Raw genomic sequence first — 13,616 nt, 5'->3', positions numbered from 1 at the left:
GCATGCCGGGCGGGCGAGGCCCGAATGCCGTCTCTCGATTGTAGCGACAAGCCGGTGCGGGTCAGGCCTGCGGCGGGCCCAGGACCTGGACACCGGGAGGGGCCTTGGCGGTCCAGCGGTAACCGGAGCCGGCGCGTTCGACGGTGACCTCGATCAGGCCCTTGGGATGCGGCACCGTACCGCTGGCTTTGGTGAGCTTGCCGAGGTTGGGCGCGAGGCGCACCTTACTGAAGCCGGGGGCGGCGGAATCGACACCGAGGACGGTGCGGAAGAGCTCGACATTCGGGCTGGAGCCCCAGGCATGGCAATCGGAGCGGGTCTCGCCGGAGTCGGTTTCGGCCCAGGTGGTGAGGCCTTCCTTGACCATGAACTCCCAGGTGGCGAGGCGGTCGAGGTAGCGGTCTCCGAGACCGGCCTTGACCATGGCGCGATCCAGGTAGTAGCGGAAGTAGACAGAGCACTTGTAGAGCGACTTGTCTGGTTCCACCTTGAGCATGAGCTCGCGGGCGGCGGCCGGCGTGGCCGGCAGATCGGCCAGGACGGCGAGCACATTGGCGTGCTGGGAGAAGTGCTTATGGGCCAGATCCTCACTATAGAGGCCGCGCTGGGCGTCGTGGAACTTGGCCTGGATGGCGGCGTGAAGGCGGGTGGCGGTCTCCTTGTGCTGTCCGGCCAGGGCGCGGCTGCCGAGGGCGGCTTCGAGCTCCTCGGCCCAACCCAGGGCCAGCAGGAGCTGCAATTGGATGGTAGCCGGCATGACGTCGGGCTCGGAGGGTGGGCGGCCTCCGCGCCAGGTGGCGACCCAATCGACGTAGTTCCACCAGGGCATGGCTCCGAGGAGGCCGTCGGTGCGCAGGAAGCTGGTGTACCAGCCGAGCACGGCGCGGACGCCGTTGAGCATGCGGCGGACGAAGGCGGGGTCGTCGACGTACCACCAGTAGTCGCGCACCATTCCGATCCACCAGAGGGAGAAGGGGGGGATGTACTGCTGGAGGACGCTGGGGGCTCGGGAGAGTGTGGCGCCTTCGGCCGTGCGGGAGCTATCGATCTGCTCGATGGCATTGCGAACGAGTCGTGGATCGCCAGTCATGTAGAGCGTCACCATAGCCTGGATGCGGGTGTCGCCGACGTATTGAAGCTGCTCGTAGTAAGGGCAGTCCATGTAGGTCTCGTGGGCGCACAGGCGGGCGGTGCGCCAGCCGATGTCGAGCATCTTCTGGTGGAAGGGGACGCCGGTGTCGAGCTTGGCCTTGACGGTGAAGGGGTAGCTGGTGAAGATGCCGCGCAGGTCCTCGATCACGAGGGGCTCGGACTTGGTTTCGACGGTGAGCTGGATGTAGCGCCAGGTGCGCCAGTAGAGGGGGCGATAGACGCGATGCTGGCCGTCGGCGGTGTAGATATCGCCGTAGCCCTTGAACTCCTTGCCGGCGACTTCGTCGCGGTTGCCTTTGACGGCGCGGGGCCGGAGCTGCTGGAAGAGTGCCTCGGCGTAGCGGACCTGGATCCGGGCGCCGCGTCCGCCATTGACCTCGAGTTCGAGGAAAGCGGTGGTGAGGTGGTCCTGGTCGAGGAGGAGGGTCGCCTTGGTATTGGCGGGGATCGTGAAGGCCGCTTTCTGAGCCGGGAAGGCGGGCGGGGGCTGGATGCCCTGAGCCTGGCGGACGCGAGCCAGCCGGGCGGGGGTATCCTCCATCGGAGGGATGTTGCGGGCGACGAGCATCCAACGGCTGGGTGCATCGGTCTGGTCGCGCGGCGAGGCGTTGGGCCCGACTTCGGCCGGCTGCCAGGCGGAGTCGTCGAATTCGGGGCGTTCCCAGCCCCAGAGGTGCTTCGCGGCGTCGAACTGCTCCATGGGGCCGATGGCATAGTAGCCGGGGGCGATGTCGCCGCGCTGGCCGCCGGGCAGCGGGATGGGGGCGTAAGCGGCACTGGTGGTACAGAGCCAGCCCTTCCCAGTGTTCACGGATTCAAATTCGGTGTCGCCGGCCTGGAGGAGGAAGGCGGTGCGGTTGGACCACTGGCAGACCGCGGCATGGGGGGTCTCGTTCCAAACGACAGCAGCGAGGACGTTGCGGCCCTGGACTGTGTGGGCGGCGGCGTCTACGGTTTCATAGCGCCAGTGGTTGAGATCGCCGCGCGCCGGACCGCGTGAGATGCGGACGCCGTTGAGGAAAAGCTCGTAGCGGCTGTCGCCGCTGACATGCAATTTGAAGGAAGCGGGTTTGCTGTCGAGTGTGAAGGTGCGGCGGAAGTGGTAGACACCGTAGGCATTGGGTGGGGCGCCCGCGGGGAAGATCCAGCGCGCCTTCCAGGCATTGGTGGCTACGTCGACATCAGCGGCGGCAAGCAGACCGGTAGCGCCGGCCTGCAACAGGAACTCTCTGCGCAACATGCATCGAGTATATCGCCACAGGCTGTGCCAGACTTCGGAGTTACTTATCCTTTTGTGCGGTGAAGGTGCCGTCGGCCGCGCCGCCAAAATCGATGGTGCCCTTCATGCTTGTGGGGGACTCGATGGTGCCGGTGTAGACGACGTTCATGGCATTGCCTTCGTAGTTGGCCTTGAACTCCCAGCGGACCTTATTGCCATCAACGGTGCCGGTGAGTTTGTACTCGCCCAGCATACCGGTATAGGTGCCGGTGAGCTTGGCGCCATCCTGCTGGAAGGTGAAAGTGGGGTTCCCGGTGTTGCCGGCGATCTGGACTTCCGCCTTCCAATGGCCGGTGAGATCAGCCGCCGCCAGGGGCAGGGCCAGGAGGACGAACAATGCGAAAAGGAGCTTCATAAGCGGCCTTCCTGTCGTAACTTCATGCACTCGGCGCATGGACAGATGCGGCGCAGGTGCTCGTAGGAGTATATCCCGGCATTGTGCCCGTCGTTCCAGTCGATTCTTACAGCGTAGGTGCCAACCTCCTCGATGTTGTTCATGCGGATCTTCGGCTTGTACATCTGGAAGGGGTCGGCGGCAGGGGCGGGCTTGGAATAGTCAGTCCGCTGGGGCTCAGTTCCGTGGGCTCCGGTGCAGGTGGCGCACGGGCACTCGTCGCGCAGGAGTTCGCAGGAGTAGTCGCTCTTGTGGCCGTCGGACCAGTCGATTTTGATGCCTTTGGATTTGGAGACGGCGAGGTGGAGCGGATCCGTGGAGATGGTCATGGGAGATTCCTAGTGAACGCGTTCAATGTCGCGCACGCCGGAGACGCGGCGCATGGCGGAGACGATGCGTTCGAGTTGCTTCTTGTCGCGCACTTCCACCGTCATCTCGACGATGGCGGAATCGAACTGCTTCTCGTCGGCGTGCGCTTCGACGCTGCGGATGTTCACGTCTTCGTCGAACAGGATTTGGGTCAGTTGGTTGAGCATGCCGGCCCGGTCGTCGGTGTGAACGACGAGGCGGACATGGAACGACTCGCCCGCGCCGCGCGCCCATTCCACCTCGATGCGGCGCTCGGCCTCATACATCAGGTTCTGGACGTTCGGGCAGTTCTTGGAGTGCACGGCGACACCCTTGCCTCGGGTGATGTAGCCGACAATAGGCTCGCCGCGGATGGGGTTGCAGCACTTGGCGCGATAGGTGAGCAGGTCGTCGATACCCTTGACCTGGATGACGTAATCTTTGGCCGCACCGGACTTATCCTTATCCTGCGAGGGAGTGGGCAGGGGTGCGGGCGAAACGGGTGTCTCGGGCTCGACAACATCGGGCGCCAACTTAGCCAGCACCTGCCGGGCGGAGAACTTGCCCCAGCCGAGAGCGGCCTGGAGATCCTCGATCTTGCTGTAGCCGTAGTCGCCGGCGACGGATTCCATCTGAGCGCGGGTGATGCGGCTCATCGCCACGCCCAGTCGGCGGGCTTCCCGTTCCAGCAATTTCTGGCCGAGTTCGACAGCCTTTTCACGCTCCGTCGCATTGATGACGTGGCGGATCTTGTTGCGGGCGCGGGCGGTCTTGACGAAAGTGAGCCAGTCGCGGCTGGGCTGGCCGCCGTTCTGGGTGAGCACCTCGACGACGTCACCATTGCGCAGGGGGTGCTTGAGGGGCACCATGCGGCCGTTGACCTTGGCGCCAATGCAGGTATGCCCGACGTCGGTGTGGATGGCGTAGGCGAAATCGACGGACGTGGCATCGCGCGGCAGGACGACGACGCGTCCTTTCGGCGTGAAACAATAGACCTCCTCCGGATACAGGTCGACCTTGAGGTTGGACATGAAGTCGGAGGGATCGCCCATCTCGCGCTGCCACTCGACGAGTTGGCGCAGCCAGGCGATGCGTTGATCGTCGTCGCCCGGGCCCTTCTTGCCTTCCTTGTACTTCCAATGCGCCGCGATGCCCTCTTCGGCCAGGCGATGCATCTCCTCAGTGCGGATCTGCACTTCGAAGACAACCCCATTGGGCCCCATGACCGAGGTGTGCAGCGACTGGTAGAGGTTCGGACGGGGGATGGCGATGAAGTCCTTGATACGGCCGGGAATGGGGTGCCATTCATTGTGAATGACGCCGAGGGCGGCATAGCAGTTCTTCACGGAGTCGGTGATGATGCGAATGCCGAGGAGGTCGTAGACCTGATCGATGGGGATGCGCTGTTTGCGCAGCTTCTGATAGACCGACCAGGGCCGCTTCACTCGCCCCTGGACGCGCACGGGGATGGCCTCTTCGCCGAGCTTATTCTGGATGGTGGTGCGGATCTCGTCCAGCACCTCTTCGTTCGCCAGGCGGCGGGTTTCGATGGCTTCGCGGACTTCCTTGTAGGCCTCGGGGTCAAGGTACCGGAAGCCGAGGTCCTCGAGTTCGGCGCGCAATTTGCCCATGCCGAGGCGGTGGGCGATGGGCGCGTAGAGCTCGATGGTCTCGGCGGCGATGCGCTCCTGGCGGTCGCGGGAGATGGAATCCAGCGTCCGCAGGTTGTGCATGCGGTCAGCCAGCTTCACGATAATGACGCGGATGTCCTCGACCATGGCGAGCAGCATCTTGCGGACGCTCTCCGCCTGGCGGACTTCGCGGTTGTGAAGGTTGATCTTGCTGAGCTTGGTGACACCGTTGACGCAGCGGGCCACGTCTTCGCCGAAGGCTTTGCGGATCTCCTCAGAGGTGGTCTGTGTATCTTCGAGCGTGTCGTGCAGGAGTCCGGTCTCCAGGCAGACGAGGTCCATCTGCATGTCGGCCAGGATCTGGGCAACAGCGACCGGGTGAAACATGTAGGGCTCACCGGAATCGCGTTTCTGCGGCGCGTGTTTCTCGCAGGCAAATTCGAATGCGCGGCGGAGAGGGGCGAGGTCGTCGTTGGGGCGCCGGGCGCGAACGGTCGCCTCGACGAGGGTGTAGGCGGCCTCGAGGGCCGGTGTAACTCCAGGCAAGGTAGGGGTTTCCGGGGGGACAGGTGCCGCGGGTTCGAGGCGAGTCGGGGAAGAATCCATCTTCACGGCCAAGAGCGCCGGCGTCGTGGCCGCTGCGCGAGTAGATGCAGAAAGAGCGAGGGCATCCCAAGATGAGATGCCCTCGCTCTTATTCTAACGGATCTGGCGGCCTGCGGTACAAAACGCTTACTTAGCGGGCGCTTCTTCCGCGGTGATGCCCTGAGTCTTCGGAGCGCGTTCGGCCTTGATCTTACGCGTTTCGAGAGCCTGAGCCATGAACTTATCGGCCGTTTCGGTCTCCGCCTTGTAGTCGGCATCGGTTTCGGCGATGTCGGCCCGTTCGCGGTGCAGCAGGTTCAGATAAGCCATCGCGTCGTCATACTCTTTGTCGATCGTGAGGGCCTTTTCCAGATGCTGGATGCCTTCGGCGACGACGGCGGAGTACTTCTCAGCCAGCTCAGCCTTCACCTTCTTGTCCTTGATGGGACCAGGAGCTTCCGGCTTCATGCCCAGCTTGTTGCGAGCGCTCATCCAAGCCGGGTAGAACTTGGCCCAGGCGATGACGCCGAGGGAGTAGAAGGCTTCCTTCTCGTTCGGGTCGACTGAAGCGAGCTTCTTGTACCATTCAGCGGCTTTGTCGAGACGAGCCAGCTTCTCTTCGGGCGTCGGAGCGCCGGTGACCTGTTGGTAAGCCAGGGAGGCCAGCGATTTCAGAGCAGTGGTGTCGCCAGGGTTGGCGCGCAGCACCTCAAGGAAATTGTCGTTGGCGTTCTTGGCAAACGCTACGTTTTCGGGGGACTCAGCACCGGGGATGTACTGGCTCATGTAGGCCGTGGCCAGATACAACCGGGCGGTGGGGTAAGTAGGATCCAGTTCAATGGCCTGCTTGAAGAACTCGACGGAATCAGAATACTTGGCGTTCTTGAAGGCCTGAACGCCTTTATTCAGATTGTCGCGAGCCTGCAGCTTTTTGCAGCCAGAGGACATGCCGGCGAGCAAGAGTGTCGCCGCGGTGAGAATTACGAGCGCTTTGCGATTCATCAGCGTACCACCTCAGGCTATTCGCCGGCCTCCATCTTGGCAGTCATCAGGCCGACTTTGTCCATCTGCGCGCCCTTGGCGATGTCGATCGCCTTGGCAACATACTGGAACTCAAGATCGGGATCCGCCTTGACGAAGCAGATACGTTCCGCACGCGTTTTGAAAACGTCAAGCAGACGTTCCGCCAATCGTTCTTCGGAGATCGGCTCGGTGTTCAGCATCATCGAGCGATCTTTATTGATGATGATGACCACGGTACGATCCACCTGTGGAGGAGGTGCGTTCGGCGGCGGCGGCTGCGGGATCGTGGCCTCCAGACCTTTGGGGGTGAGGGGCGTGATGACCATGAAAATAATGAGAAGAACGAGGAGAACGTCGATCAGCGGAGTCATGTTGATTTCTGACTTCGGTCCGCCGCCGTCTCCGCCAACTGCCATGCCCATAGGAAATCTCCTTTAAACCTGTTCGAGTCGCGCCGCCAAACCTTTCAGTCAGGTAGCGCCTGGGCCGGCCCCGGGGGCGGCCCGACGATATTACTTCGCTTCCGTGGCGATCGCTTCGCCGACGCCAGCTTTCCTGGCCTTGGCATCCAGGTCGGTGAGCAGACCGATGTTGTCGACGCCTGCCGCGCGCAGGTTATCAACCACATCCACAACCTTCTCGTAACGAGCGCGTGAATCTGCCTTCACGTAGCAGGTCTTATCGAGCCGGGTGGAGAGTAGGTCTTTCACTTTCCCAGGAAGGTCGGCAGGATTGACCTGGCTGGAACCGAGCCAAGCCCGGCCATCGCGAGTCACGGCCACCAAGACAGCATCTTCCTTATCGGCATTCTGCATTGCAATTGGGTTCATCGTCTTGGCAAGGTCAACGCTAACGCCCTTGGAGAGCATGGGCGTGATGACCATGAAGATGATGAGCAACACGAGCATCACGTCGACCATCGGAGTGACGTTGATGTCCGCAATTGTGCTTGCTGCCGTCTGTTTCTTAGACATTCGAGTTCTCCTTATCCCGGCAAGCGGAACTCCGCGCTGCCCGGGGACTCCAGAACTGGAGCCCCCGGCAACGGCGAAATCAACTCGCCGGACTCGCTAACTGTTCCTGATGTGACGGACTTACTTGGTCGCAGCCTTCTGCGACTTCTTCAGGAAGTAGTCGATCAGTTCGGAGCTGGAGTTGCCCATCTCCACGTCGAACGCCTTCACGCGATTGTTGAAGTAGTTGAACATCCACACCGCGGGGATGGCCACAAAGAGGCCGATAGCGGTGGTGACCAGGGCTTCCGAAATACCGCCGGCCACAGCGCCGAGACCGGTGGACTTTTCGGACGAAATGCCCTTGAACGCGTTGATGATGCCGACGACCGTGCCGAACAGACCCACGAAGGGGCCGGTGGAACCGATGGTGGCCAGACCGCTGATGCCGCGCTCCATTTCGGAGTGCACAATCGCTTCGGCGCGCTCGAGGGCACGCTTGGAGGCTTCCATCTCTTCGCCGGGGATCTCAGTGCTCAACTGATGAGCGCGAAATTCCTGCAGGCCAGCCACGACGACCTTGGCCAGATGCGACTTCTTGTAGCGGTCAGCAATCTTGATGGCTTCATCGAGCTTGCCTTCGCGCAGGGCGCCAGCAACGGCCGGAGCAAACAGACGGCTCTGCTTGCGAGCGGCATTGAAAACGATCAGGCGATCGATCATCACGCCGATTGACCAGGCGGACATGATGAACAGAACGATGACGACGGCTTTGGCCAGCCATCCCATCTGAGACCACATCGACCGGAGGTCAAAATTGACGGCCGCCTCCTGGAGCAACAGGAACGACCATACTTGGAACTGAAGAATCATCTTCTTAAATCTCCTGCGAGTTGATTTGTCTTGAACGAATGCGGACTATTACTGGTTCAACGTGAAGTTGACATCAATCTGAGTCACAACTTCCACCGGTTCGCCGTTTAGCAGTGTGGGCTTGTAGCGCCACTGTTTGACAGCTTCGGTCGCCGACTGCACCAACAGCGGATGGCCCGAGACCAGGGTTAGGTTCTGGATCGTACCGTCGCGGCCGATGACAGCGGTGAAGCGGACTGTTCCGGAGATGCGCGCCTGCTTGGCCAAGGGAGGATAAGTGGGCCGAGGCTGGCTGACGAGCATGGCCTGTTGCACGTTGCCGCCCACCGAAATGCGCTTGGGGGTAACGGGCTTGGGAGCTTCCTTCACCGGAGGAGGAGGCGGCGGAGCGGCGCTGCTGATAATGCCGCCGATAACACCACCCGGGGCTCCACCCGGGACGCCACCAGGAACACCACCCACCACGCCACCAGAGGTGTTGGCAGGAATTTCGTCTTCCTTGATCATGGCGATTTCCTTAGGCACCTGCTTTGGAGCCATCAGGCGTGAACCGTCGAACTGCTTCGGAACCACCTTCACAACCTTCACCACTGCTTGCGCCGGAGGAGGAGGAGGGGGAGGAGGAGGCGGAGGAGGCGGCGCCACCAGCATGGAACTCAAAGCGGTCTTGGGGAGAATTTCCGGATTGAGCAGCGGAAGGATCACTCCTCCCCCGATCAATGCGATCTGCAACGTTGTGGATATGATGACCGTCCAACCTTTGTTGGTTTTAGCCGTTCCATCCACGAAGGTCTGTTCGAACATTGGGCTGTTTCTCCTTGCGTCCGGCCCCCGACACTCCAGAGACCGTTCTCACCTATTTGGACACCGAAGTTTGCTACCGGTTCCCGGGAATTCCGGTCCCCGGTGTCTTTTTAGCTCAACTTTCTATTCGCCCTCCGGCATGGCGCGGCCTACTTGGCCTGAGCAGCCGCCGGGGCCTTCTTCCGGGCCTGGATATAGTTGTGCCAGAACACGAGAATCGGGCTCGCGACGAAGATCGACGAATAGGTACCAACGATAATACCCGCAACCAGGGCGAACGCAAAGCCATTCAGTACCGGGCCGCCAAACAGCAGCAGCGAAATAGCCGATATGAAGGTCAGGCCTGAGGTTAGGATCGTCCTGCTCAGCGTCTGGTTGATGCTCAGGTTCACGATCTCTTCACCCAGTTCCTTCCGGGAGAGCTTCAAGGTCTCGCGGATGCGGTCAAACACGACGATGGTGTCGTTCATGGAGTAGCCGACCAGGGTAAGGAGAGCGGCCACCACGTTCAATGAAATCTCTTTGTTAAAGAGCGAAAACAGGCCCAGTGTGATGATCACGTCGTGGAAGACGGCGATGACCGCCGCCAACCCGTAGATGAACTCAAAACGGAAGGCCAAGTATACCAGCATGCCTCCCAGCGCGTAGAGGGTGGCGAGCACGGCTTTGCTGCGCAGTTCCGCACCGATCTTCGGTCCCACCACTTCAGCACCAATGATGGAGAAGGGAGTGAGGAAACACTCCTGCTTGATGACACCCAGGATCTGCGGTGTCACGCCGCTTACGCCGCTCAGCTGATCGAGATTGGTCACGATGCCGGAACGGGGCGGAGTGTTCTTGAAGTCCAGAACATTCTTCGCAAGGGACTGCAGTTGCTCCTCGTTGAGGGCCACACCAGCGCTCTGCATGGGCCCGCGAAGACGGTCGGCCAGCGTTTGCACGCTGGCGTTGTTGAAGTCGAATTTGCCGCCGGACTGACCGAAGCTGGCCTCCAGCGTTTCGGTGATGGCGCTCCGCTCCGAGTTGAGTTGAATCTCGTCCTTCAGTGGTGTCCCGATGATGACGGAGTTCTGCCCAGGAATCTCCTGAACGGAGATTTCGCCCGGGATCTTGGAAGAGATTTCCGAACGGAGCTTATCGACAGGGGGTGTTGTAGCGAACTTGACGGTGATGTTGGCGCCACCGGTGAAGTCGATGCCGTACTTGAGCCCACCTTTGCCAATCCAACTGGCCAGGCCCACGACAGTCAGGACCAGCGAGGCCCCGATGAAGATTCCCTTTTTTCCAAGGAAATCGATGTTTGTGTTCTTAAATAGCTCCATGTACCGTACCGAACCCGGACTCCGGGGAGCTGAACCCTAAGTTGAGCTCCCCATTTTCTATCACAGTTATACGCCGATGCTCAACGTGGCATTCGGGCCCTTGCCGGCCATCTCCATCTGGAACAGGGCACGGGACACAAACACAGAAGTGAACACGTTGGCCACAAGACCGATTACCAGCGTCACGGCAAACCCGCGAACGGCCGGCGTGCCGAACATAAACAGGAACCCACAGCTCACCACAGTCGCGACGTGTGTATCGATGATGGTGAGGAAGGCCTTGCTGAAACCCGTATCAATTGCCGCGAGCACCGCCTTGCCGGTGCGCATCTCTTCGCGGATACGCTCGAAGATCAGAACATTGGAGTCGACCGCCATGCCGATCAGGAGAATCACACCCGCAATGCCGGGCAGCGTGAGCACCGCCTTGAGATAGGCCAGGGCGCCGATGAGGATGATGGCGTTCAGGATCAGCGCGATCGTCGCGTTGACACCGCTCATGTGGTAGTAGATCAGCATGATCACGATGACAACGACGAGGCCGACGAGGCCGGAGATGAGGCCCTGCTGGATGGAGTCGGCGCCGAGGGAAGGTCCGACGGTCTGCTCCTGCAGGTAGATGACACCGGCCGGCAGCGAACCGGCACGCAGCACGAGGGCCAGGTCACTGGCATCCTGTTGCGACCCGGCGCCGGTAATGCGGCCCGACTCCTCGATGCGGCTCTGAATCACCGGAGCGCTGCGGATCTGGCTGTCGAGGACGATGGCCAGGCGCTGCCCGACATTCGCCTCAGTGAACTTGCCGAAACGGCCCTTGGCGTCCTGGGCGAGAACGAAGGACGTCTCCCATTTGCCGAACTCATCCTGCGCCGGCTTGGAGTCGCGCAGGTCGCGGCCTGTGATGACAGGGGTGCGAGTGACGATGTACCAACCCTCGTTGCCCTGGTCACCGGCGCGCGGCTGTGACCGCAGCAGCTTGGTGTTGAGCGGCAGTACGCCACCGGTCTTGGCAAGCGCATCCTGCTGGCGGGGGAACGGACCATCCTTCACTTCGTAGAGTTCCAGCATGGCGGCCGTCTGGAGAATCGCCTTCACACGGGCCGGATCGTCCAGGCCGGGCAGCGAGACCAGGATCTCGCCGTCGGCGTTCGCGCCACCGCGCTCCTGCACGCTGCTCTCCGCCAGGCCGAGACCGTTGATGCGGCTCTCGATGGTGGTGCGCGAGCGGGCCAGTGTGTCCTTGGTCAAAGCCAGCGCCTCGGTCGGCTTCATGTTCAGCCGGTAGTCGGTGGAGTTGACCGGAGTCAGCACCCAACTGGGCATTGATTCGGAGATCAGGGTGCGGAAGGCCGATGTTTTGTCGGAGGGAATGCCCTTGATGTCAATCTGGATCTTGTCGGCATCGGCAATCGTCTTCGGATCGCTGTGATCCATCGAACCGTAGTTGATGCTCTGCTTGCCCAACTCATCCTTCAGCCGTTCAATTTGCTGAACCGCCTCTGCCTTGAACGCATCCTGTACCTGAACCTGCAGTACCAGGAGAGTGCCGCCTTTCAGGTCCAGCCCCAGGCGGATGTTGTTCTTCCAATTCGCGATGAGCTCATCCTTCGACTTGGGTAGCCCGATCATGCCGTATACGCAGATGAGCACGACGGACACGATCAGGACGGCTTTCCACTTAAGATTCTGCATGTGTTCTAACTTTCCGCTGTGATTAAGACTTCTTCTCCTGGTTCGCCAGGCTCGCCACGGAACCTCTGGCGAATTGCAGTTTCACGTTGTCGGGCTTGACTCGCAACACCAGGGTGTCGTCGTCGTTGATCCCGACGATTGTGCCGACCACGCCGCCGTTGGTGACCACCTGATCACCCGCTTTGAGCTCGGTCAACATCTTTTGTTGCTGCTTCTTCTGCCGCTGCATGGGCATGAAGAGTAGGAAGTAGAAGATCCCGAATATCAGGAGTATAGGGACGAATTGCAGCAGCGAACTAGCCGCCGCGGGCGTCTGGAGAAGGAGGAAATTCATTTCCGTTCCGGTGTCACCCAAAAGTTTGGACTCGATGTCTGCGACGCGCGGAACCCGCCCTGCATCTAAGGCGTGTGGGCTGAGTTTGGACTTGAGGCGAGCCTGCGCGCAGTCTTCAAGAACTCGGGGAATGTCCCAAGCAAAATAGCCTCTCGCATCCGGCGCATGATGTCAAGGTAATGCGTCAGGTTGTGGAGCGTGGCCAGGGTGCTGAAGAGGATCTCACCCGCCTGAAACAGGTGCCTGAGGTAGGCCCTCGAGTAGGTCGTGCACGTGTGGCACCGGCAATTCTCGTCAAGCGGCCTAGAATCTTCACGATACTGTGCTTGTTTGATGACCACCTTTCCCCCTGACGTGAACAGATAACCGTTCCGCGCATTGCGGGTGGGCATCACGCAATCCATCATGTCGACGCCTCGAGCTACGTACTCCGGCAGCTCCTCAGGAGCCCCTACGCCCATCACATAGCGGGGTTTGTCCACAGGTAACAGCGGTACCGTCGCCTCGGTCATCTCCATGCTCAGTTCACGCGGCTCACCTACGCTAAGCCCACCCACCGCATAGCCTTCCGCCTCCAGTTCCCCCAGTTGCTGGACGCATTCGCGCCGCAGATCAGCGTACATGGACCCCTGCACTATGGGAAACAGGGCGTTGTGCGGCTCGCGGGACTCCATTCTTTCCCGGTAGTGGCGCATGCCGCGCCGCGCCCAGCGGACCGTCATTTCCATCGACTTGCGCGCTTCCGCGTGCGACGAAGGATAGTCGGTACACTCGTCCAGCATCATCATGATGTCGCTGCCGAGCGAGAGCTGAACGTCCACCGTCGACTCCGGCGTGAACATGTGCTGGTCGCCGTTCAGGTGCGAACGGAACAGCACACCTTCTTCCTTGAGTTTTCTTAATTGACTGAGTGACCAGACCTGAAACCCGCCCGAGTCCGTCAGGATTGCCCGCGGCCACTGCATGAAGCCGTGCAACCCGCCGAAATTCTCGATCAGCTTATGGCCCGGACGTAGATAGAGATGGTAGGTATTGCCGAGAATGATCTTGGCGTCGAGTTCTTCCAACAGGTGCTTGCGGGTGAGGCCTTTCACCGTCCCCTGCGTGCCGACCGGCATAAACACAGGGGTTTCGATAGTTCCGTGGGCGGTGTGGAGCAGGCCGGCGCGGGCGCCAGTTTCCGGACAGACGGCCTGTTTTTCAAAGTGAAGCGTCTTCAAGGGGTA

Annotated in this window: 13 protein-coding genes; all 13 read right to left on the bottom strand. The window is 61.0% G+C overall.

Annotated elements, in window-relative coordinates; genetic code table 11:
• Window positions 1–61 precede the first annotated feature (61 nt).
• Complete coding sequence (locus ACR9Y2_RS28585; RefSeq protein WP_435045286.1) at window positions 62–2,392, bottom strand: alpha-L-rhamnosidase N-terminal domain-containing protein; 2,331 nt, start codon at window positions 2,390–2,392, stop codon at window positions 62–64.
• Window positions 2,393–2,432: 40 nt separating this feature from the next.
• On the bottom strand, window positions 2,433–2,786 hold the full coding sequence (locus ACR9Y2_RS28580; protein WP_435045285.1) for a hypothetical protein: 354 nt from the start codon (window positions 2,784–2,786) through the stop codon (window positions 2,433–2,435).
• Window positions 2,783–3,154 (bottom strand): gamma-butyrobetaine hydroxylase-like domain-containing protein, encoded by a 372-nt coding sequence (locus ACR9Y2_RS28575; protein WP_435045284.1) that lies wholly within the window; start codon window positions 3,152–3,154, stop codon window positions 2,783–2,785. The genes ACR9Y2_RS28580 and ACR9Y2_RS28575 overlap by 4 nt, the downstream gene beginning before the upstream one ends.
• Before the next feature lie 9 nt (window positions 3,155–3,163).
• The gene (locus tag ACR9Y2_RS28570; RefSeq protein WP_435045283.1) at window positions 3,164–5,350 is read right to left on the bottom strand and encodes a RelA/SpoT family protein; all 2,187 of its coding nucleotides are present in this window, start codon (window positions 5,348–5,350) and stop codon (window positions 3,164–3,166) included.
• Window positions 5,351–5,536: 186 nt separating this feature from the next.
• Window positions 5,537–6,391 carry a hypothetical protein gene (locus tag ACR9Y2_RS28565; RefSeq protein ID WP_435045282.1) on the bottom strand — a complete coding sequence of 285 codons (855 nt, stop codon included), beginning with the start codon at window positions 6,389–6,391 and terminating at the stop codon, window positions 5,537–5,539.
• Window positions 6,392–6,408: 17 nt separating this feature from the next.
• On the bottom strand, window positions 6,409–6,834 hold the full coding sequence (locus tag ACR9Y2_RS28560; protein ID WP_435045281.1) for an ExbD/TolR family protein: 426 nt from the start codon (window positions 6,832–6,834) through the stop codon (window positions 6,409–6,411).
• A gap of 90 nt (window positions 6,835–6,924) precedes the next feature.
• Entirely contained in the window at window positions 6,925–7,386 is a 462-nt protein-coding gene (locus tag ACR9Y2_RS28555) for a biopolymer transporter ExbD (RefSeq protein ID WP_435045280.1), read from the bottom strand.
• Window positions 7,387–7,506: 120 nt separating this feature from the next.
• On the bottom strand, window positions 7,507–8,238 hold the full coding sequence (locus tag ACR9Y2_RS28550) for a MotA/TolQ/ExbB proton channel family protein (protein ID WP_435045279.1): 732 nt from the start codon (window positions 8,236–8,238) through the stop codon (window positions 7,507–7,509).
• 48 nt (window positions 8,239–8,286) lie between these two features.
• Window positions 8,287–9,042, bottom strand: coding sequence for an energy transducer TonB (locus ACR9Y2_RS28545; protein WP_435045278.1), 756 nt, complete (start codon window positions 9,040–9,042; stop codon window positions 8,287–8,289).
• Between the two features lie 149 nt (window positions 9,043–9,191).
• Window positions 9,192–10,364, bottom strand: coding sequence for a protein translocase subunit SecF (gene secF, locus ACR9Y2_RS28540; protein ID WP_435045277.1), 1,173 nt, complete (start codon window positions 10,362–10,364; stop codon window positions 9,192–9,194).
• A 66-nt stretch (window positions 10,365–10,430) separates the two neighbouring features.
• Window positions 10,431–12,056 carry a protein translocase subunit SecD gene (gene secD / locus ACR9Y2_RS28535; RefSeq protein ID WP_435045276.1) on the bottom strand — a complete coding sequence of 542 codons (1,626 nt, stop codon included), beginning with the start codon at window positions 12,054–12,056 and terminating at the stop codon, window positions 10,431–10,433.
• Between the two features lie 22 nt (window positions 12,057–12,078).
• Window positions 12,079–12,390: a preprotein translocase subunit YajC gene (yajC, locus tag ACR9Y2_RS28530; protein WP_435045275.1), complete on the bottom strand. Its 312-nt coding sequence runs from the start codon at window positions 12,388–12,390 to the stop codon at window positions 12,079–12,081.
• 65 nt (window positions 12,391–12,455) lie between these two features.
• Window positions 12,456–13,610 carry a tRNA guanosine(34) transglycosylase Tgt gene (gene tgt, locus ACR9Y2_RS28525; protein ID WP_435045274.1) on the bottom strand — a complete coding sequence of 385 codons (1,155 nt, stop codon included), beginning with the start codon at window positions 13,608–13,610 and terminating at the stop codon, window positions 12,456–12,458.
• Between the last annotated feature and the right edge of the window lie 6 nt (window positions 13,611–13,616).

The organism is Paludibaculum fermentans (assembly GCF_051172195.1).
GTDB classification, from domain to species: Bacteria; Acidobacteriota; Terriglobia; order Bryobacterales; family Bryobacteraceae; genus Paludibaculum; species Paludibaculum fermentans_A.
This window is presented reverse-complemented; position numbering and strand designations above follow the sequence as displayed.